This window comes from Paenibacillus qinlingensis (genome assembly GCF_013204845.1).
In the GTDB taxonomy this organism is placed as follows: Bacteria; Bacillota; Bacilli; order Paenibacillales; family NBRC-103111; genus Paenibacillus_E; species Paenibacillus_E qinlingensis.
On sequence record NZ_JABMKY010000009.1, the window covers coordinates 111,546 to 135,579 of the forward strand.

Annotated in this window: 8 protein-coding genes; all 8 read right to left on the reverse strand. The window is 46.6% G+C overall.

Going from position 1 to position 24,034, the window contains the following annotated elements; all coding sequences use genetic code 11:
* Positions 1 to 24 precede the first annotated feature (24 nt).
* The 8 genes from HQN88_RS18040 to HQN88_RS18075 all read right to left on the reverse strand — a co-directional run bounded on the left by HQN88_RS18040 (position 25) and on the right by HQN88_RS18075 (position 24,020).
* Positions 25 to 6,693: an S-layer homology domain-containing protein gene (locus HQN88_RS18040; RefSeq protein ID WP_173114969.1), complete on the reverse strand. Its 6,669-nt coding sequence runs from the start codon at positions 6,691 to 6,693 to the stop codon at positions 25 to 27.
* Positions 6,694 to 7,116: 423 nt separating this feature from the next.
* Entirely contained in the window at positions 7,117 to 9,333 is a 2,217-nt protein-coding gene (locus HQN88_RS18045) for a sugar-binding protein (protein ID WP_173114972.1), read from the reverse strand.
* A 200-nt stretch (positions 9,334 to 9,533) separates the two neighbouring features.
* The gene (locus HQN88_RS18050) at positions 9,534 to 10,997 is read right to left on the reverse strand and encodes an RICIN domain-containing protein (RefSeq protein WP_274318760.1); all 1,464 of its coding nucleotides are present in this window, start codon (positions 10,995 to 10,997) and stop codon (positions 9,534 to 9,536) included.
* Positions 10,998 to 11,279: 282 nt separating this feature from the next.
* Positions 11,280 to 12,527, reverse strand: a complete 1,248-nt coding sequence (locus tag HQN88_RS18055) for an MFS transporter (RefSeq protein WP_173114976.1) — start codon at positions 12,525 to 12,527, stop codon at positions 11,280 to 11,282.
* Positions 12,528 to 12,544: 17 nt separating this feature from the next.
* Positions 12,545 to 12,970 (reverse strand): MerR family transcriptional regulator, encoded by a 426-nt coding sequence (locus tag HQN88_RS18060; RefSeq protein ID WP_173114978.1) that lies wholly within the window; start codon positions 12,968 to 12,970, stop codon positions 12,545 to 12,547.
* Positions 12,971 to 13,193: 223 nt separating this feature from the next.
* Complete coding sequence (locus HQN88_RS18065) at positions 13,194 to 13,892, reverse strand: YfbR-like 5'-deoxynucleotidase (RefSeq protein WP_173114980.1); 699 nt, start codon at positions 13,890 to 13,892, stop codon at positions 13,194 to 13,196.
* A gap of 151 nt (positions 13,893 to 14,043) precedes the next feature.
* Positions 14,044 to 14,415, reverse strand: a complete 372-nt coding sequence (locus tag HQN88_RS18070) for a response regulator (protein WP_173114982.1) — start codon at positions 14,413 to 14,415, stop codon at positions 14,044 to 14,046.
* A gap of 200 nt (positions 14,416 to 14,615) precedes the next feature.
* Complete coding sequence (locus tag HQN88_RS18075) at positions 14,616 to 24,020, reverse strand: S-layer homology domain-containing protein (protein ID WP_173114983.1); 9,405 nt, start codon at positions 24,018 to 24,020, stop codon at positions 14,616 to 14,618.
* Between the last annotated feature and the right edge of the window lie 14 nt (positions 24,021 to 24,034).

Sequence of the window (24,034 nt, forward strand, 5' to 3'; positions counted from 1 at the left end):
GACGTAGCCTGTCTTTTCTAGTAACTAATTAATAAATTTCGTGAACTTCAGTAGTCTGCTTAGGGTAACTGCGGCTTGTGCCCGCGTAGCGTTTTGATCAACTCCGAAACTATTCTCGGAAACTCCCTGCAAAATGCCAGCCTCCAGACATTTTGCAATGGCTTCTAGAGCCCAATCTTCGATTGAGGCACCATCTCCAAAGCCTGCTTTTATTTGCTTTTCCTTCGTTTCCGTCACTTGGATGTCGTTATGTGTGAAATGCAAAGCTCTGGCAATCATAACGGCCATCTGTTCACGTGAGATCGTTTCATTAGGTTTCATGGTCCCGTCCTCATAACCATCGATCAAACCTGCTTGTAAAGCAGCGCTTAGTTGACGATTGAACCAATCTGTTTCATGAACGTCCTTGAACTCTTGTAAAGCGCCATCCTTTTGCGTTATTCCGAGTGATCGTGACAGCATTACTGCGAATTGCGCCCTTGTCACAGCTGCTTCTGGTTCAAATCCATCGGTTGTCATTCCTTTAATCAGAAGCTTTGAAGCCAACATATGGACGTCGTTTTCGGCCCAATGTCCCGACATGTCATTGAAATTTTTATCCGATTGTACAATTGCAAAGATGCCGCTTCCGTTACTTCTCATCGTAGCTACGGTTTGACCGTCCACCAATGCAAATGTTGTCGGTGCAAAAACCATCTCTCCAGTTACTGAATCGATCATGACACCCGTAATTTTGTTGAAATTCGAAACTGCTGGAAATGACATGCTTTGAGTCAAATAAGTGCCGCCATAACTGTCAATTTGCTGTTGACGTCCTCCTGCTTCTACGAGGATTCCGAAGCTGAATACATCCGTGGCAAGCGAGGTACCTGTCGACGCAGTTAGCAAGCTCACTTGCTTCTTGTCCTCTTTAGATGCTGGCAGCACGACTATTCTTACCTTCAGATCATCCTGTTTAACCTTCCACTCTTGAGCTATTTGTTCAAAATCTAAAAGACTAACTGGCACATGGATAGCATTCTTGCCAACTAGAAGAGATAGAACCGCATCCTTCTCTTTCACTAAGGCAGAAGCTGATTTACCGCTGATTTCGATCTGTAAACCGGTATTTGCACTCTCTTTAATAACAATTGTTTTATTTCCTTTGCCCTTATCCTCAAGAGCATCCAAAGCTTTATTTATGAGATCCTCATTAACCTTAAGGCTAGTAATATTGTTTCCGTCAATGGAATTAGTTACTCTACTAGCCGCATCCGGCTGAAGAACAACACCTGAGCCAGTCGTTTCGACCTTGTCTTGATTTCCACTTGGCATGGTTGTCGGAGATGTCGAGTTGTTAGTAGTAGTAGTAGAGTCGCTTACTGTTACAATACTCGTAGCCGTAAAGCCACCATCTGCGGTCGTTACCGTGATAACTGCCGTTCCTACGCTATGTGCCGTCACTTTTCCATCCCCATCAACTGTTGCTACTGGAGTATTACTGGAAGTCCACGTCACTGCTTGGTTTGTAGCAATAGTTGGAAGCACCGAAGCTGTTAGCTTTTGCGATTTTTGTGAAGAAGCCAAATCAATTTGAATTGTATCCTTATCTAGCTCCACTCCTGTTACAGCAACATTTGGTTGAGTTTGATCAAGAAGTAAATCTCCGTATAAACTTGGGTTTTTACTTGTTCCGATACCGCTCATATATTCGATCCATCCACGTCTTCCCGTACCGTCATCATCATTGACTAAGAATGAAAAGCCAATTCTTTCAGGTACATCAGTTAATGCATTTGGTAAAATTTCCGTCCAAGGCAGTGAGATCTCGTAAGTGGTCGTTTTGTTCGTCTCATTCCTTTGTACAGCTAACTCACCGCTGAACTGATTTCCTGTTGATTTACCGTTTGGAGCTGTTGTCCTCCACTTTGCAGGCTGATTGCCTGCCGTTAGGGCGAAAATAAGCTCGCTCATATTGCCTGCCTGACCGCTCGACACAGCTCTGCCTGCATCTATCCCCAGCTGCAAGCTGTCTCCACGCCAAATATCAGAACCCGTATTGGTTTGAGCATGTACGTTATCTTTGACTACTACAGAGAAGTATAGGTTCGTTTCATCATGTTTCACGTAACCAGTAGCACTTAGATCATCAGCACCTGTCCAATCCGATGAAGTAAATCTAACTTGACTAGCCTGGTTCAAAACGGCAGAATCCGTATCCGCCCATTCGGAAGCAGTTCCATCAATTACTGGAGCTGTCAATGCTTCGCTGCTTGCAAGGAAGTTCACACTTTTGGTTACATTTGAGATCGTATCGCCTTGATCAATCTTTATTGTAAAAGGGATTGCTCCAATATTAATAGGAAGTGGAGCTGGAACCGGAACGATGACCGTCTTCGATTGGCCAGGTGCGATGGTACTGAAAGTGACTGGAGCAATCGTAGTTGCCCACTCTGTTGGACTCATCACTTTGACGGTTCCGCCTGCACTCGGTTGCAAGGACATCAGATTTTGAATCGTGACTGCGATTCCCCAGCCAGAGCCACTTGCAATTCGCACTGGCTTCGTTTGAACGGCGATTTGATCCGTATTAGCAGTGTATTGAGGAATTGCTGCTAATTGATCGCTGGCAATATCAATGATTGCCCCGCCTTTGGTCGCTGTATCGGTAAATGAATTCGCAGTCAACTTTAAGGATTTGAGTGTGCTATCCTTCACCCAAATACCAGAGTATGGTGTAGATTGAATCGTATTTTCAGTTATGGTGAAATTGCCGCCTTTGGACATCATAGAACTAATTGCGCCGTAAGTTAACGTATTTGTACCCGTATTGGTATTAATTAGCGTATTGCCTGTCACGGTAATACGATCTGTAGGATACACTTCACTTGTGTAATAGAATAAGATTCCTGCCATATGCGTATTTTTAATCGTATTGCTAAGTGCTAGCATGTTATCGCCGGATGCAAATGCAATACCGCTTTGCTCTGATTTTCCTTCACCGTCGATAACGTTACCCGCAATTCGAATGTACTCTGATAGACGCGCGATACTGCCTTGCTTGTTGACAAAGATTGCATGGTCACGGTTGCCGTTCAATGTCGAATTCTCCACATAAACTTGTCTGGATGCCACTAAAAGGATACCGCTCATATTCGAGTCAGTGACTGTACAAGCTTGAATGGAAACACCAGTTGAGGCGTCTACCTGAATGCCTGAACCGCCTGAGTTCACTACTGTCACATGCTCCGCTACGACGCCATGGCTGCCAGTTATATCAAGCAGCGAACGATTATGGCGTAAAAATGGCTTATTCGCAAGCTCCAGCTTTATATTGCGGATTGATGAATCCGTCAAATTCAGAAGACGAATGCCATAATGATCCGCGCTTGTAAAGCGCAATACGGAGCTGTCCCCATCCCCAACAATGTGGACATTGTCACGACCTTCAAGTAGCAAATGATGTTTAATTTGACTATAAGGACGAGAATCTTTGCCTGAAAGTGGTGTTAGCACATAAGTCCCTGCCGGAATACGAAGTGTACCCCCCGAAGCTGGAATCGCATTCAATGCATCATAAAAAGCTTGCGTATCATTCGTTGCTCCGTCGCCTTTTGCTCCATAATTCTTCACGTTGATTTCATTTGCAGCAACTGTAACGACTGGAGCTCCTGCCCAATCTGTCGCAGAAGGCTCTGCAGCAATCGCAGCATAAGGATTCGTATACACTGGCTGGGTCGCAACAATTGGGAATCCATACGCATAAGTCGTATTGGAGACAGCCCCAGAAACCTTGTTATTGGACAAATTTACATTTCCGGATAATTCAGCAGCGTTAAAGTTTACGCTTCCGCCAGCTGTTCCATTACCGAACATGTCGTTATTCGTAATATCAATGTTATTTACTTTGATGTTGGAATTAAATACAATGGCGCTCCCTGCAACTGCAGCAATTTCGTTATTTTTGATCCGAACGTTGCTGATTGTAGATGCAGGTCCCCACGGATTAAAATAAATCCCGTACGATTGCCCGCCGTAAACATGGTTATTTTCAACAGTTAGATCGTCTTTATACTGATTAAATGCAATTGCGCCTTTTTGGTTATCATTCAAACCCATGAGCCCAGAGCGAACGATCGTATTATTCTTAATTAGCAAGTGCTCCGTATCGTGACCGTTACCTGACACACTGCTTTGACCGCCGTTGTTCGTGTAGACACCAGATGACTTAATATTTTCAAGCCAGTTATCTTCTACACGACTATTGGTCCCCGTGACGGTAATCCCTCGTCCCCAATAGCTGTTTAATATCGTGTTGTGTAAATATTGATGATTATCTGCGACATTATATTCCTTGTCATCGATACTAGCGATGGAGTCGTCATTGGCTCCATCGACGAGGTTGTATGCTGCCACTACATCCGCAACATTAGCAAAGTGAATACTGTCTGCCGCTGTATTACGAACTTGCGTGTCGACCACGTACACGTTTTTCGTATTTTGCCAAAATACCGCTCCGATATTCCCTTGATCGATCGATACGCGATTCATTTGAATGTTCTCGCCAGATGTTGCAACCGTATAGCCTCCTGCTCCACCTCTCGCGTCATATCGAGGGTACCAGGAGAATGCTAGATCCTTATAAGAGATATCCTTGCCATCAATTCTCCAACCGTAAGCAAACCCCGAGAATACACCATTTCTATTCGTCCATGTTCTTCCGGCAGGCAATGTTGGAATTCCTGGAAGCTTGAATCGAATAACCGATTCGTCGCCTTCACCGATGAAATGAACATTGTTGTAATTACGCTTCCAAGCCCAGCGATTCAATGGATCTGTCAAGTCAAACGGGAAGTAGTAGAATCCTTTTGGAACGTAGACAACGCCGCCATCGACAGAGTTTAAGGCATTAATTGCCTTATCAAAAGCTTCAGCATCACTCGCATCACCATTCCCTACCGCTCCGAAATCTTTAACATTCGCCACTTTCATGGCTTCATAATTCAAGTGAGGCATGTTTTCAAGCCCGTCTCTGTTATAGTAACTATCAGGCAAGTTCGTCACAGAAGACGTTGGCGTGTAAATCGTATAATCGTATTGTGCAACTGCATTGCCGGCAGATCCGTTTAATTCTGCATAAGCTTTTACAGTTGTAGCACCCGTTATAACGATCGGTGTTGTATACAGCGTCTTGGTTCCCGAAGAAACGGGATCACTGCCATCCTTCGTATAATAAATGGATGCCCCCTCTATTGTTGAAGAAAGCTTAATCTTTCCACCATTAAAAATGGCACCAGAAATGGCATTGGCCTTCACGGGATCAGCCAGTGTCAACGTATAGGTATATACCGATTCATCACTATCTGTCATGTCCGCTTTGGTTGCATATGCGCGCAGCGTTGTAGTGGCCACAATTGCGAATGGTGCCGTATAGTCCTTGCTGCTAGGAGATGTTTTCGGATCTGTACCATCTAGCGTATAGCGAATCGTCGTCCCTGCAGAGGCGGTCAACGTTACCGTTTTACCAAATGCAACGTTGCCTGTAGGTACCGACGCCGTAGGTTTTACCAGCTTGGATGATAGGGTATACGTAAAAGTTGATACTGGACTATCCGTTAACCCAACACCTTTTGCCGCTGCCGTAATCGTCGTGCTACTCGAAATGACAATCGGAGCCGAATAGGTCAGACGAGTACCTGAAGTCAGCGGGTCACTGCTGTCAAGCGTGTAGTACACAGTGGATCCGACAGTTGGAGTCGACAGTGTCACAGCTTGACCAGCCGTAATCGAACCCGAAGGTACACTTGCAACGACAGGCGAGACTGTAAAATATTTATTCATCAAATAGGTTTCAACGGTTTGTCGATCACTATCCGATAGTACACCTTTGTAGACTAATACTTCGGATACATCTGCCGCCATATTCAACTCCGATGTGCTGTAGCTTTTGCCTATGACGTAATGTTTAAAGTTATTAAACTTTTTATAGAAAGCATTCTTAACTTGCCCGACCGACGTGCCGTTCATTGATGACAATACGCCATTCTTATAAGCGCTAATAATGCCTAGAGTCGCGTCTGATGTCGTATCAATCGTTACCGTCATTATTGTCGGAGTCGACGTCGACGCAGCCTCCAAGTTCGCGTTAGACGTGCCGTCTACAACACCTGGAGCATCAGCTTTTTCCTTCGGTCCGAGCACCATCAGTCTTTGCGGATTGCCGGTACTTGTCACAATGGACCATGCTCCAATATTGGAGCCTAAATCATTAGAAAAAATTCCTTTGGCATTTAATTGCGCCAAACTAGTTTGTTGCATCACCATAATGACCGTACTGTTTCCAGTCCACGCTTTGGAATCCGCAACCAGGTCTTTGCTCAGAAACTGATTGCTGCTCCCACCAACGTCTCCTGTAAACCGAATGGCCGGCTTACCATATACTGCATCCGTGACAAGGCTCGGATATTTCGTCGCTGTCGCTTGCGTTACATGGTTACCTTTGCCAGACTGATCAGCCCACTGACTAACTTTCCCATTAGCATCCGCCGTAACCCCAGCATCTGCTTTTAACCAAAGATCAAGATTAGCTGTCGGAATCACACTATCCGCATAAGCTGGTGTTGTGATTACATCCCCAACCACAGGCAATGGCAGCAGGCTAATGAGCATGGCCAAAACCAAAAGAAGCGAACATTTTTGTTTGAACGCTTTCAATTAAATCCCCTCCAATTTTTACATGAATACGCTTTCTTCATTATTGTACCAACTGGGATTTTACCGATATATCCGATGATGCTACGAATGATGTGCATATTTCTATGAACTCAGAACTATCGTAAAATAGTGCTAGTTACAAGCAACAAAGTTCAATTCTTCCCCGCTATACTTAAGATGTAAGCGAATCTAATTGGAAACGACGAGTAACACGACTGTAGGGGATTCAAACGATACCTTCTTGGATGTCGGCAGATATGTTGGACACGGGCACGTCACGACTGTCAAAATTCAGAACAACATCCATACGAATGCTGCAGGTTATTCCCTAAATTACTTCCGTCTTAACGATGAAAAGATGAAAAGAGGCTAGCTCAAAGGTCATCAACCCCGAGCTAGCCTCCTTTAAGTACTATTTAATCCCTATTTTTTCGGCGCTGCCAACTTCACTTCATTATATACTTTCGTATCTGCCCAATAAGGCAAATTCTTATCTACCCAGGTAACGAATGCATTACGCACACCGTCACCGTTCGAATCGTCATTGGCGCTTGCATTAAATCCGATAATGGTGCCAGCCGCAGGCTTCAGCTCTCTGTAAGGTACGGCAAACTCAACAAGATAACCGCCTTCCACTTCTTTTACAGCGCTTACGACATTAGTTAAATTCAAGCCCTTCATGGATGTTGATACCGCATTCTTCAGATCCACGCGCATTTGGTAATCACCCACCGTCTTGGCGCCGTTCTTCTTGTTCAGCTCATCCACCCATACTTCAACGGAGTCGTTCTTCTCATTGGCAGCCACGGCAAAAGGCGTGCTATCCTTCATTTCGAATAAGTAATACAAAGCATTCTCGTCCCATGCAATTCTGGCTGTTCCCGTAGCTCCAGTAGCGGCCGTATTCATCTGCAATACGCTTGCATCTTTCCATAAAGGATCAATGACACCGTCGATCGCAGGTTTACCGTATGCAGCAACGCTGCTCGCGCCAGTGCCACCGTTGCCGCCGCTTTCATTCGTCAAATCACTAACAATTCTCTTATCGCTCGATTGATTCGCATAAATTGCTTTACCTGAATTTGTTACCTTATTGCCTGCAAGGTTAACATCGCCAACGATCGTTTTTACAATAAGAATGCCGTAATTTTTCGGATTATTAATGGCATTATTTTTAAACTGCACGCCTTTAATTTCAAAAGTCCCTGCAATCAGCACTCCATTATCATGGGAGTTGGAGAACGTATTATTTTCAATCACAACATTAACCAAACTTGGATTCTTGTTCGTTGCCGTAATATTTAATCCGCCTTGTGTTGGGCTCGCAGCATCACGACTGTCATTCATAACCGTATTATTTCGTACAATGGTATCCTTCACCGCATACGTCTTGTAATTACCTTCTGAGCTCAGATAAATGCCAGCTCCATCGATATCGGACACTTTATTGTTTTCAACAAGAACGTTTTCCCCGCCTGAAACCGTAAGTCCTCGCGCCTCGCCATCGGAAACATTGTTGTTTCGAATAATGACGTTCTTTACCCAACCGCCAAACTTCTCATAGGAGACTACAGCAATAAAGTCATCCCCTACGCGTTGTACCGTGTTGTTCTCTACAAGAATATCGCTAGATAAAGCTGTAATGTGAATACCGTCTGCCAGCATATTTTTGACCGTATTTCCACGGATGACCCCCTGCTTGCCAGCATTGAAAAATCCAACCGAAGAACCGCCGTCGATGACAATATTGGTGATGGAATAGTTCTTCGCATCCGGACCTACTCGTACCCGAGCCGAATCATCATTGGTTAAACGAACTGTAGCTGGTACCGATATCAACTTTACTGCACTTAGGTCTGTACCTTCGCCAGTTAGGATGATCGATTGCAGCTTGAGATCCATACTTTTTAGAATAGAAGTCTCTCCGTCCCCAGTCAGATCAACAGAATCAAGCGTCAGTAAACCGTTCAAGTTAAATTCGCCACTTGGCACATAGACACCCTTACCTTGAGCTTTGGCGGCTTCAACCGCAAGCTTGATTGCTGGCAAATCATCTTGACCATCATTGGGGGTGGCACCGTAGGCTAGAATGGACAAACTATTCAATGGTGCTACAGCCCGATTCACTACGAGAGCTGCTTCATCACGTTTGATCGGATCGAGAGGTCTCAGCGTATTATCAACGGCATACCCACTAATAATTCGGCGAGCAACCGTATTGTTTACCGCATCCTTGGCCCAAGACGCTATAGAACTGCTATCCGAAAATGGAGTTGCTGTACTAGGAGCTTGGGAGAACCCCCTCGCTCTAGCGATCATCACGGCAGCTTCCTGCCGGCTGATGGACTTATTCGCTCCAAAGGTACCGTCCTCGTATCCCTGAATGTATCCAGCTTTCACTGCTTTGGCTACTTCTTCATAAAAGGAACTGCCCGGAGTCACATCACGGAATGAAATACTCGCTTTTTCAGTCCAATTAAAACTCCGATTCATCAACACGACGAATTCCGCTCTGGAAATAGGCTGATCGAGTGATGATGCAGTAGAATCCTCGGCTGCACTAGCTGCCCCCATCGATGTGACTAACAAGCTTGCAAGCGTCATACATGACATCCATTTTACAAATAAATTACGTTTCACACGAATTCCTCCTACAAATTAGTTGCATCTGGTAATGAATACGCTTTCCCATTTGTATTGTAACAACGATGCTTATCCCTTTATATCCGACGCTACTACGACCGATGTGTACATTTCTATGAAGTCGTGCACAATCTCAGCATGATATAACTGAAAAAGCGAGGCTAGGGATCGCTCCCTGCCTCGCTTCGCATTCCAATTTAATTAATCGTCCACTGCTGATTATTACCGCCATTCCACGTATATTGAATGTTCTGCCCGCCATCTGCAGTAGAACTTCCACTGATATCCATGAATTTACGGCTATTGCGATTCTCGATGGCATAATAGCCATTTCCTAGATCAACAAGCAGCCATTCTTGATTCTTACCGCCATTGCTTGCATATTGAATGTTCGTGGCGCCATCCGCTGTGGATTGACCGTTGATATCCATATATTTACCGCTTTGTTTATTTATAATACTGTAGTAGCCATTCGCTTTCTTCACGAATTGCCATCTCTGGAAGAGCGATGTCGTATCCGTAAACTGCTGGATAGGCGCTGCACTGAGCGTCTTATCTGTGCCGCTAACTGCCAATGATTTATTGCTGTTTCGATTGAGAATCTTATAATTCGTTGTTGTATTCAAGCTGTAATTCGATCCCGAAATGGTCCCTGTTGCTGTATCGATCGTTAATTTATCATAATACGTTAAACTCATGGATGTATTCGAAGGGAACGATATTGGAAGGAAGACGTACCTCGAATCATTCACAATGCCTCCCCATGCGCCAGCCCACCTATCCCCAATATAGAGGTAGGATGTAGTGGAAGTGCCTTGAACAGGGAGAATGTACGCTGGCTGTGAATCAAACGAAGTTCCGTCTCCGACGTTGCTTAGCGCACTCCATGTACCTGCGATGCTAGTTGCTGTCCCATATTTCATTTGATTCGGCGCCCAGCCGGTTGCTCCCGAGGTCACGAGGAAGTAGACGCCATTCCTTTTGAACATCGCAGCTGCTTCACGTTGAGAGCCTACCCAAACTTTCTGAACTAAGGAGGCAATGGATCGATAATCGGAAGAAAGCTTATAAATATGCGTATCTAAATTCTCTCTTGCAGAAGAAATGAAATAGGCGGATCCATCATCATCTACGAACAAGGTATCGTCACGAGACATGTACTGACCCTGTGGTTGGAAGCTGCCCTGCCATGTGTAGTTGCCATCGACGGTGGAGGAGTACGCAACCGCCGCTCTGGCTTCACTGTAATCAACGCCATTTTCTTTGTGCATCCACATGACGAACTGACCTGTAGAGGCATTGTAAATGACTTTAGGTCGCTCAATATTCGCAGTCGCGAGTTCTGGATCTGACGAATGTTTGAGTACATTGTTACGGAACTCCCATGTTTTAAGATCTGTCGAGCGATAACAAGCGACTAAGTTGTCTCCACTTCTATTTTCGCCAAACCAGTAGTAATACGTTCCTACTTTAATGATACCTCCACCATGAGCTTGCAACAGATTTCCAGCACTATCCTTTATTTGAACGCCATTACTAGGAATGGTAACGCTTGCAGCTTCAGCCTTTTGTGTGGTAATAAACAATGACATGCATAGCGCAACAATTAATCCCACAATCAGCAACTTCCCTACATATTTTTCATTTGAATGAACGTACACGGCTCTCATCCTTTCGTTTTAAACTGAGACAAGCGGTACTTCAATCCTCCTGGGACATCCAGCTTACAGCCTTATGTTCACCCCCATTCCATATCCATCTGAGGCTAATGTTAGGGGATTCATGAACGGTTTCATAGTGAATAATCACAAGTTCTATGAACAATTCGAACAATGGGAATCCCCACTTTGATCACATTCCTGAACATTTTGCATGTCTATCCCGTGAAAAGGTGCCTAGAATGAACAAAAGAGCCTCGCAGGTTAGCGGGCTCTCGAATTATTTTAATGCGCACTCTCAACATCATCCACGTGCTTCAAATGTTGACGATTCATCCAAAGATAGATCACAGCCACGACAACACATGCACCGCCGACAATAAACGGCATATGCGGGTTGAACCATTCAGCTAGCTTGCCCGCTAGGAATGGCGCTATGGCCCCTCCGATGAAACGCAAGAAACTGTATGCCGCCGACGCCGTTGGACGTTCGACTGGTGCCGCGTTCATGACCGCTGTCGTAATTAACGTATTGTTATTGCCTAGGAATGCTCCCGCAATGATAACGGCAACGATAATGACAGTTTTATCTGTTGTCCAAATGGACATGACAAACAAGGTAACAGCGAATAGAAGTAATTGAACACACATGGAAGGCACTGTTCCAAAGCGTTTCTGCAGCTTCGGCGCTGTAAAGACAGATGTAAAGGCAAGCATAAGTCCCCAACCTAAGAAAACATAACCGAGTTGATGCTCATCCAATCCTAATTTCCCCAATACGAGTGCAGCGTATACAAGCAAGGTGAAGAATCCGAAGTTATATAGGAAAGCTGCGATTCCGAATGTACGAAGTGCTTTGAATTTCAAGGCGCGGAACGGATCTGCCAATGAAGCTTTTTGGGTACGAATTTGCGGTTGCGGTTTAGGCATAATAAATAGGATCATAAAGAAAGCAATAACCATGAGTCCAGCTACACCGAAGAATGGGCCCCTCCAAGAGACAGCACCCAGCTCTCCTCCTAACAGCGGGCCTACGGAGATCCCTAGACCAACGGCTACTTCGAACAAAATAATAGAACGGGCAACGCCTGTTTTGGACAAAGACACGATTGCTGACAAGGCCGTAGCGACGAATAACGCGTTGCCTAGTCCCCATCCTCCACGTAACCAAACAAGACTCCAAATCCCATTTGACATACCACCTAATGCCGAGAAAAGCGCGATGATAATGATTCCAGCGAGCAGTGTTTTTTTAATGCCCAGACGGGAAGAGACGACGCCGGTAATTAACATCGCTATCGCCATGACGGCATTATAGCTTGTAAACAACAAAGTAACGTCACTGTGAGAAGCATGAAGCTTCTTAGCAATAGCAGGCAAAATCGGGTCAACGAGACCGAGACCCATGAAAGCGATAATACTGGCGAAAACGACCGCCCATACCGCTTTCGGTTGACTGAACATACTGACTTTTGGTGCATTCTGATGAGGCTGTACGACCGGATTGGCCTTACTCGTAGCTGTAGGTTGCATGTGCCAGAAGACTCCTTTTATGTTGACATTTTAGTAATACCATCATTGATACGTTTCTGCATATATTCAATTTCTTTCCGAAACTCAGCCATCTTGGAGAGTTTCTGGTCAACCATTTCCATTTGTTTGTCGACCATGACCTTCATCTCCCGCAATTGCGAAAGCTTCTCTTCTGCGGCCTCTGTTTTCCAATAGACTTGCTTTTGTTCGTCCATCTTTTCGCGAATCGCTACGAAGTCTTGAATTTCCATGAGTGAAAATCCAAGAACATCCCGGGCATTCACGATTTGACTCAATCTTTCGATATGTTTGCGGGTATATAAGCGCATGCCTCCCTCACTACGTTCTGGGGGAAAAAGTACTCCGATTTCCTCGTAGTAACGAATCGTTCGCTTCGTCAATCCGCTCTCTTTGGCCACGTCGTCAATTTTGAATGTATCCATCTGAAAACTCCCTTCAAACCAATTTGTTTCTCGATATCATTATCATATTCCCTTTTAACGTTAACGTCAACGTTAACTTTTAAATAATCATATACGTCCCAATATCACAAAACTTATTATGCGCAGTTGCTTGGTTTCTATCCTTTTCCCTCTCTATTCTCCTAGAATAAGTTCTCCAGCGCGGTATCCGCATCGGATGTGTTAACATAAAAAGCATGTTCAATCAATGACTTGTCCATTGATCGAACATGCTTTTCCCTGCCGTATGACCCATTCTTCCTTCTTCGTTCTGTCCGTCAGCCAACGCTTCTTCCGTTATCCTTTTGATGTCAACACGTGAAGCCATCTCATCATTTACCATATCCGGGAGAATTTTAGTTAAAAAGTAATCTACACAAAATAAATGAATGTTTTTGATTTTAATTAGAGCATTTCGATACATAGTAACGAATTCTTTTTCTGTATTTCCCTTTTGAATCTCAGCAAATGCCTCATACACTTGATCCATCTTATCAGCAACTTCCAAAATCAGTCCTTCTATCGAACCGTCTTTACCTTCTTGTAGTTGTTTATGGAAAGTCTCTTTAAACTCTATTGGAATATGTTCCTCAATAAAGTTATAGACCATCCCTTCTTCTACTTGTTGTATCAAAAGTCGGAGTTCATGTGACGCATGTTTGACAGGTGTTTTAATATCTCCAATGAAAATTTCACCATAATCATGAGAGCTGGTAATTTCATAGAGCTTCTTCCAGTTAATTATTGCGCCATTTTTCTCTTCGATGTCCGCAAGTGTTTTGGCATATTGAACAACTTTCCATGAATGAGCCGCCACACTATGTTCTTCAAATTTGAACTTCCCTGGACAACGTATGATTCTTTCTAGCTCATTTAAAGACCTAAAATAAGTATGAATGCCCATAGTTGTAATCTCCCTGTTTGTATATTCGGGTCCCTTTTTATAGTATACAAGCTGCCTGTTAATGGGGGATTAAAACTAACTCGTACAATTGTTAACATATGCAACAAAAAGGCGCTCACTTAGAAAGTGAACGTTTTTGACTAACAATTCTCTAGTTATATCTGGATAGAAGCACACGATCCACCGCCTCCACAATTCTTTCATTGTTAAATGGCTTCACCAGAAAATCTTTGGCACCAGCACGTATGGAATCGAGTACCATTTGCTGCTGACCCATGGCTGAACACATGATGATATTTGCCAGAGGATCGAACTTCATAATTTCCTTCAACGCCGATATCCCATCCATCTCGGGCATTGTAATATCCATAGTCACTAAGTCTGGTTTATATCGCTTATACAATTGTATCGCTTCTCGCCCATTACTGCCTTCTGCCACAATCTCGTGACCGAGGGAGCTCAAGTAATCTTTTAACAGTGCTCTCATAAAGGCAGCATCATCGATAATCATGATTCTTTTCATGGGACGTACTCTCCCCTTTCAACGGTTAGGATCAAAATGATTCAATCTATGTCCCCATTGTAGCAATGGCTTCTCTCAAAATTCTCACATGCTTCCAAATCCTGTCGAATAGTTAGCCTACGATGTTCAAAAAAAAGACAGCCGAGGCCTGGAATCCTAAGATTCCAAGGTCCGACCGTCCATTCATCCGATTTTGTTATCTAAAAGATTGTTTCATTCAAACCGGATCTTTTCAATAATTTCTGAATAATCGTCGCTACTTCAGCCCGTGTCATGTTGTCATCGGGTGCCATCATGCCTTCGGCCCTTCCAGAAACGAGCCCCAGTTTCATGCTTACCGCTATGCCGGATTTAGCATACCCATCAATACGTGAACTATCTGCAAAAATGGCTAACAACTGATCTGCTTCATCTGCAGCAAGTGTTGTTTCTAGGCCAACTAATTGTACGGCTCTACCTATGATTGTCATCACTTGCTCACGTGAAATGGCGTCCATGGAGCCAAATTCGCCATTCTCATATCCAGAAACGAGACCATAATGCGCAGCTGCTTGAAGGTACGGTGCATACCAATCCGAAGTATGGACATCCAAGTAAGATTGGCTATCAGCGGCAGTCTTAAGACCTAGCGCTTTGACAACAATTGCTGCAAACTCCGCACGAGTAACCTCTCGGTCTGGCTCAAATCGATTTTTACCCACACCACCCAGAATCATGCGCGCTCCCATATCATTAATCGTTTCTTGTGCCCAGTGCGCTGTCACATCCGTAAATGATACTGGATTTGAGATCAATGCATAGTCACCACCACTGGATAGTGTCCGAATAACCGCATAGTAGTTTCCACCAACACGGCGGATTAGAGTTGGGATATGACGAATGGTGCCATCCCGATCCACCACGACGCCAGTAGAGAGTTTACGTGCCTCTGCTTCGCTAGTTAAACGTACCATTCTTTCCACAAAGCTGTTGAACTCGTCTAGTTCATAGCTCTTATCGTCATGCATGTACGTCACCTTAAAGCTTACTGGTGATGCCAATAACGAGTATCCACCTGTTGCCGCCGCGCGATTTAGAAGCTTTATGTGCTCTTCTTCAACTGCTCTCATTTCAATGCGTACTTTAATATCTTTTAAAGGAATCGAGCTGCCGAGTTTCTCAGAAATTTGCTTCACCTGGAATTCCTGTGCGGGGATTCTGTAGCTAGCTGTTCCTGCATCTACTTTAAGATCAGCTTGCTTGTTCGCCATCTTCTGGAGCATCTCGGCACTCAGTTCACCGATCGCAATGTCAGCGCGGTTATTAAACACAAGTGTAATTTCTGTATGTTCTCTTGCTTGTTCTAGCAATTTGCTCATAGCTTGCTCATTGACTGTTATTGTTGACGTGACAACAGATCCATTCGTCAGAATGGCTTCGATTCCTGCTGACTCTGCTTTACCATTGACGAGAACTTCGACAGTCGAACCTGCCTGTGGTGGTGCGAAGCCACCACCGCCGCCTGCAGCAACGGGGACCATTTTTTTATAGGTCGCCGAGAAGGCCTCGCTGTTGTTTTTCCCATCAACACTTGTAATGGCTTTGATCGTTGTTGTCGCGTTAAGCGTAATCGCTTGACTAAATACCAGTGAATTCTCGGAAGGAGTACTGCCGTCCAACGTGTAGTAGATCGTCCCGCTAAGTTCAGTAGTAGCAAGCGACACATCTATTTTCTCTTTAAATTCAACGGAAGAGCCAGTACCAGTAGGCTTTGAAGCTGTTGCTGCGTATAAGACTGGCTTCTTGTTAATTGTCACACTCCGTCTCCCGCCATTCTTTGAGGCGGTAAGTACCGTTTGTTGGGCACGCTCGTCTATCGTCCATTCCAAAGCCGAATCGATGGTATGCGAGTAGCTGCCCGTTACGCGATACGCCGTATCACCTGATTTCAACATAACAGCCACCGTTGATAAATCGCTATCTTTCGAATTGATATTTCGTGTGAGCTGAGGATAGTAGCCCGTTTTGGCTCCCCAAATCGATGGTTCTAACCCAATAGGCAATACAGCTTTCACCAGCTCTTTCGTTTGCATCGCTGCGGCCTTGCCTACATCTGTCGAGATCGCATATCCTGTATCATCCACATAAGCAATTCTCGATTGAAGCATCTGCTCATCGTAGTAATTGTTGAGAAGTGTCGTTCGCTGACCAATTTGCCCAGCTATACCGCCAATGAAGGATTTCCCTTTGACGAGGTATCCCTCCAAGTTGGCAGAGATTTGGCCGCTATTCACCGTATTGGTCAGGGCACCTTCCGGTGCGTAGCCAGCAATCCCGCCCGCTCTAGCCATTGTCTTTCCGCTTGCGGTCACTGCGCCCGAATTATAGCTGTCTGCAATGACGCCATCGTTCTCGCCTGCCAGTCCGCCAGCGCTTGGAGCATCACCGATGATCGTTACATCCGCATACGAGAAGCTTTGCGTTATCGAAGCACCAGCCCTATTAAGACCAACTACGCCGCCGCTGTAAGAACCGTTCGCTGTAAGAGAACCATACACAGCTGCACCTTGGATCGTACCTGCATTTACGCCTGATATTCCACCTACATCGCTTGTTCCTGTGATATCTACACCCGAGGCGCTTACTTGATTCATTGTCCCGTTATTTACACCAGCTAGGCTGCCAATTTGATCCCCAAAACCTTGCATGTTGGAGTTGCTCACGGATACATTCGATATCATCGCACCAACATGATTTGTTCCGACAGCAATACCCGTATGGGTGCCACCGATTACTGTAGCATGGTCAAATGTCACATTGGCAAGTCTGCCATGAAGATTTGAAATGAAGCCATAATTGTCATATGCGTCCGCCAAGTAAGTAAGGCCGGATATGACGTGATTCTCCCCGTCAAATTCACCGCCATAGGAGGCGAACGGTGTCCACAATCGATTCAGTAGATCTACGTCAGTACGTAGTGCTATTCGTTGAATATCAGGTTGACTTGTCGCTGCCCGATCAAACCACTTATAGAATTCCAACTCATTATTAAGCATCACAAGCCCTGCCAACTGCGCAGCACTTGCTGCTGTAAACTGTGGATCACCTTTCATCTGAGCCTGTAAGAAAGTTACATCAGGTGCAAAGCTCCAATTCGTTACATCGACTAACACTGGTGCATTGCGATTGATGCCATCTACATAACTCCAGGTTGCATCATTCGTGGAGAAATGCCAGTTGGGAAGCTTGTTGTGATTCGAAAAGTCAGCAAGCTTTACGTTCGCTGCTTGGCCACTGCTAGTATCGTATTTGATTGGTGTTAAGTTACCCATATAGTAGGCATTTGCTATTACACCATCTCTGAAATTGTACCCAATCAACGCGCCCATATAAGAGTTGGCTCCGCCGGCTTGCGCGGAAATCGTAGTTACGTTCGCATAGACTCGTGTCAAACTTCCGTCATTATACCCCGTGAAGCCTCCCGCATAAGATCGGGTAGCTCCGCTTGAGCCTAGCGCAGTTACCGACACTTGCAATGCGTACGCATCCTCGATCACTCCGCCTCGGTTAATAACCCCAGCAAACCCTCCTGCTCTTGCATCAAATGCCGTATTCGCCACGCTGCCCGAAGCGTAAGCTTCCCGCAGGGTATACGCATTGACCGAGCCAGCGAAGCCGCCAGTGAATGCGCCCGCTTTTCCGCTCACGTTAACAGCACCTTCCGCATAAACTCGCTTCATGGACCCCGGAGTGCTATCGCCCAACAGTCCAGCAAAGCCCCCTGCGTAGATGGTATTGTACGGATTCGTGCTCTGTACCTGAATGGGCAGGTTGGAAGAGACATTTTGCATGTCAGTCCCATCTGCCATCCCCACAACACCCCCAACATGGGTTGCCGTAGGTACGCGATCCACCGTGATACTATCACCTATCGCCAATTGCTCACGTTGAAGGGATTCAGCCCGTCCATAAGCGATTTTACCGCCATGGGCTCGGCCAACAATCCCGCCGATGCTGTACTCACTGCTCAGTTTCGCTTCAATTCCGCTTGTTACGCTCGTATTCACAATGTAACCGGAGCTAAAACCAACTACACCGCCGAGCGTTGCCGTTTTCACGCCTGTTACACGTAGATCCGCTTCGGAAGTTGAATTGTAGATCGATGCCGTTAAGAGCTGTCCTGCAATCGTACCTGCCTTTACTTGTGCTTGCTGATTGAAACCTGTGACTTCGATCAGGGTATCTCGCACGTTTGCTCCATACACTCCTGGATAAAACGGAATCAAGTAACCGAAATCCAGCGCGGTATCCCCATGCGAAGATTCAGCAATCCCAACAACGCCGCCAATGCTATTCTCTCCCATAGTCACCGCTACGCCAATGGTTGGAGATACTTGCGGCTGATAAATAATTGAATCGACACTGTGACCCGCAATCCCGCCAACGATGGCATCCTTGCCCGCTGCGCGCAGCGCGCCTTCGAAGGCCAAATCTTTCGCCGCCGCATTGGTCAACACGCCAACGATACCCCCTAGGGTACTGGTGTCGCCAATGGAGAAGTGAACCCCCTTCACAGAAACCCCGTCCATATCCCATGCAGCAATGCCTCTACCGATTTTATTACCTACAAGACCGCCGACAATTCCATTACCTTGGATATTAACACCGTCTATCGTATTCACGGCACGAACAGAGGCCACCTTAATGACCTGATCACGGCCTGAACGACCCATTGCACCGCCTAGAATGGACTGTCCTTTAATCTTCCCGTCGGTCAAGGCAACGGTTAATTCATCGCTGGTGCCTGACAAGTAGTCACCTACTAAGCCGCCGGTTATCCCACCTGTCCCTGTAGTTTGAACCGCGGAATGCGCCGTAATCGCGATGGCTAACTGTGATGAATTCCCTGTCAATCGGCCGAATGCGCCGCCGACAATGGCGTTCTCACCGGTTGCCTCGATTGTGCCACTCGTTAACGTTACACGCCCTTCGGTAACATCCGAGGCGTTGTCTCCTACTAGACCACCAAGCGTCGCCGTATTCACTGCGCTCGTCACGCTGCTCCCGCCTTGGATCACAAGCGTAAGATGACTAATCGTGCCTGTATTTTTGCCCAAAATACCACCCACAACAGAGCCGTTTGCCACTTTCGCCGCCTTATCCAGTGTAACCTGAATATGTGAGACACTGCCTTTGTTCGTACCCGCCAAGGAACCTACATTCTGACTGCCCGTCACGCCTACCGGCTCAAGATCTATATCCTGCAGAGTCGCATATCCACCGATAACACCGAACAGACCGGCATCCGAATCGGTTGTGACTTGAAGACCGCTAATCAACTTGCGATTGCCTATGAACGTGCCTTCAAAAGCATGCTGCTCGGTATGCCCAATAGGTGTCCACTGATTCGATTGCAGATGAATGGGACTTGTTAACTCAATTTCTCTGCCTTTAAAATTGAAAGGCTCTACACCCGTGATCGTACCATTCACGATGCCAGCAAGTCCTGCGAGATCCGCCTCGGTTTGAATGACAAACCGCAATGCTGACGGTTTCTTTGTATACCAATTGATATTCATATTGACTTGGTTGCCGCTTCCGCCGTTGCCTCCACCAGTCCCACCCGTAGTGCCACCACTGTTTGCAGTCAGATTAAGCTCTGGATATGGATATTCCGCGTTGAGCGAACCGTATCGCCATGAGGTATCATTGAACGTCCAGCCTGACAACGCCGGGAAGGTCGAACGATTCGCAAGCGATTCCGCAAGGATCGGGCTGAGACGAGCATACATATTTAGTTCATAATACGTGCCACCGTCAAAATCCAACAACCCGCTGTTCAGCGATTGGTTCTCATCCTTCACATAATACGTATTGTCTATGAGCTCCTTGCTCGCATTGTCATAATAACCGGCAAAGCCGCCCGCGAATGCGCCGTGGTTCGCACTCACTTGACCCGCCGAATAACTGCCTTTCACAGTGCCTGCTTTCAGAAGTCCCACCAGACCGCCTGCATAGGCATCCGAGGCATTCGCCGAGACTTCCTTGGCCGCATAGGAATTCTTGATCGTTCCTGAATTTCCACCGACTAGGCCACCGACGTAAGTGTAACTGCCGTTCGCTGTCACTTTCGATGAAGTAAAGCTCTTGTCTACGTTGCCGTTGTTCTTCCCAATCAAGCCCCCTACAAGCGCGTAATTACCACTCGTGCCAACCGCATCTCCCTTCAAGTCGGACTCGATGTAGGAAGCGATCACGTTGCCGCTATTTTCACCGACAAGTCCGCCTGTGACGGCTGATGTGCCGCTGACATTAAGAAGCGCATTGGAATACGTGTAATATACAGTTCCTGTATTTTTACCGATCAGACCGCCAACGACGCTGAGGTTCCCATCTGAGGTGATAGGGAGTTTTTCCGCAATGCTGTTGTTCGCCAGGACACTTCGGTTTTCTCCAATCATCCCGCCTGTGGTCGCGGACGGAGCGTGTACGATCAATTTGCCCAAAATACGGCTGTTCTGCACTGTACTGACGGCTCTTTCTATCGCAGTCGCATCCGTTTGCCCGCTTCTTGCATCGTTAAGGCCGATCATGCCGCCGATCGTAGCGTTAGCCGCCGATGCCGGCGCGTTGATAGCAAGTGAATCCAAGAAGTTCTGATTCAACAACGCCGTCTCCGTGCCTTTGTTATAACCCGTCAAGCCGCCAACGACGGCAAGTGGACCCTTGGGCGTCAAGTTGATGAATTGACCAAAGATCTTTTCTATCTTAGACTCGATATTCGTACCAACCAATCCACTTACATAAACACCGCTTGCACTACTGTCTACAACGAGCATCAAATTTTCCACGTTAAGGTGGTCAGATGTACTGCCCGTCACGGTGACACGCTCCGCATGACCGACCAAACCACCGCCATGCGATTGGCTGCCATAGATGTTCAGCACGACATAGTCAGGCAAAACGCCCCGCGTATAAGACTGTGTAATTGAAGCATCCTTGATCTGCCCGACTAATCCGCCAACCATTGAACCCGTTCCGCGAATGGTTAAAACAGGACTTTCAGCAACGACGCTTTGCAGCCATGTTTTGTCGCTGCTGCCGACAATCCCGCCGACTTTGGCACCGTTTGCTGAGCTCGTAGTCGCAATGGTAAGACCACTCACATTGGCGTATGTTCCATTGCCTTGAATGACGCTGTCTTTCGCAGCACCGGCAAGTCCGCCGATCGCGTTGTTAGCGCCTTTCACCGTAATGGCAACGTTGCTCGCCGTTAATCCCGTCAAATCACCTTGATTACTCCCGGTAATTCCGCCCAAACGGGCGTCGTCACCTTTGGCATCGATAGTTACGCCCGTCACTTCCTGCACATAGCCGCCAATCAGATTGGCGCTGTTATCCCCAACGACGCCGCCCACCTTACTAGCAGCGCCATCGTTAGTTAACGTTACGTCATGTACAGTAATGGCTGACGATATACCGCCTAACGTAACACTGGCAGACGCTGCCCCCGCAACACCGCCAACGCTGGCGTGATCTGCACCAAGCGCGGCACTCACCGTGATCTTGTTCACCGTCGCGCTGCCAATCAAGAGTGCCCCATCATCTGCGCCTACGATACCTCCCACAGCGGTGTTGCTAGCAGTTGTAGTAATCGTAACGGTGCGATGATCCGCTGCGTCCACTTTTCCAACAAGTGCACCCGTAATCGAACCTTTCGCTCGCCCAACTAAACCTCCTGCATATCCATCTGCACCATTGGATTGGATGTCCAGCCATTGCATCGTCGTCGACGAAACCGTTCCATTCACATATCCTGCGACACCACCGATACGCCCTTCAGAAGCTACCTTAGCGAAGTTTTCAGCCGTGCCTCCAACGGTTGCATCCGTGATCGTACCGCCATCCACATACCCCGCGATCCCGCCAGTGTTCGCTCCCTTGCCACCGCCAGTCACGCTCAACTGACCTTGAAAAACCGGGCTTGTGATGGTGCTGTCCACACCATAGTAGCCGACAATACCGCCCGTATAGACGGCGCTGTCTTCACTAGATGAAGCTGCGGTTACCGTTATGTTGTTAGCAAACGCTTCGTTACTCATCGCTGTATCGCTGCCGGATACAACACCTACATAGCCGCCTGTATAAAGCTTGTGCGATCCGCTGACAGCAATATCCCCTAAGCTTTGCACATTATTCGCAGCTTTGACGTACGCTTTGTTGGCTACAATTCCACCTGTATACACCTCCGAAACGCCGGCTACACGGATGGTTCCGCTATTCAAATAAGCGCTATTAGCCGTGTTCAAGAACATCACTCGGTTTCCAGCAAAGCCAACTAGTCCGCCCGTATAGATACGATCACCAGTTCCTGTCACTTGTAGGGAAGCCGTGTTCTTAGCGGCATTGACGAACGTCACATTGCCGCCCGTTTTACCGACAATTCCACCTGTGTACAGTTCTTCTTCACCGCTGACGATGATCGGCACGGCATTCGTAAAGTTGTGTCCTAGCGTCAAATCCCCATATACAATCCCGGTAACACCCCCTGTAATAACAGAGGAACCGGCTTGATTCGTAATCGTGCCTGATTGCGTAAAGGGAACGTCCAAATTCATATTTTGCTCAAAAGAACCTACTAATCCACCGGCAATTGAGCCTTTGGAGTCAGGTGCAAGTACGTTAATATTCCCAAGATTCGAAGTTAACTTTGAAAAAGTAACTGCCGATCCGGCCTCTACTCTGCCCACAATACCACCGACGATAGAGTTCTTGTTGTTCGTGGCCGTAATGAGACCGAGGTTCCGGATAACCGTGTCTTCATCCTTCATGAGCAGCGAAGAGCTGGCAAGGCCGACAAGGCCGCCGGCATTGGCTTGATAGACGCTATTCGATACGGTAACTGCGCCCGTATTTTCGTTTTTTTTCAACGTGAGACTGGGTCCTCCGGTTGAAGCAGCGACGATCCCCCCAGCAATTCCTGTGGTTGAACCATTCACGCTGACAGCTGCTGTATTAACGGTGTTGGAGATCAACCCAGTGCCGCTTCCAACTATTCCACCGACATAAGCTTCTTTCGTTGACGTGACACGGATTTGTGCAGCATTCGTTACGTTATATACGATACTGTTTTGATCCATGAATCCTGCGATTGCCCCGACTTGGACCCTATCATTGGCGTTGATTTGAATATCCCCAGCCACACGGAGCCCCCCAACGGTTGCCCCGCTCATATAACCAAAAAGCCCTGCTTGCTTCGCACTGCCAGCGATAGTAAGACCGGTCAAATCGTAGATCTGACCGTTTTTGCCTACTAGCGTTCCGCGAAATGGATGGCTTGCGTTTCCAGCTGGCACCCATTTATGATCCTTTACATCTAAATTAACGCTGATCTCTAACACTTTTTGATGAAAATCAGTGACTCCACTGTTGACCAACTTCGCGACCCCTGCCAACTTCTCTGCTGTATCAATGGTATAGGTCGTGTAATTATCCATGTACCAATCCGTCGCTGCATGATCTTCCCAAGAGTCATTATCGGCATACACCATAAAAGCCGCCGTCGAGAGAGAGATAATGAAGGCTGCAAGCATCATCAACCCGACTGTTTTCTTTGTAAATCGCATGTTACACCGTCCCG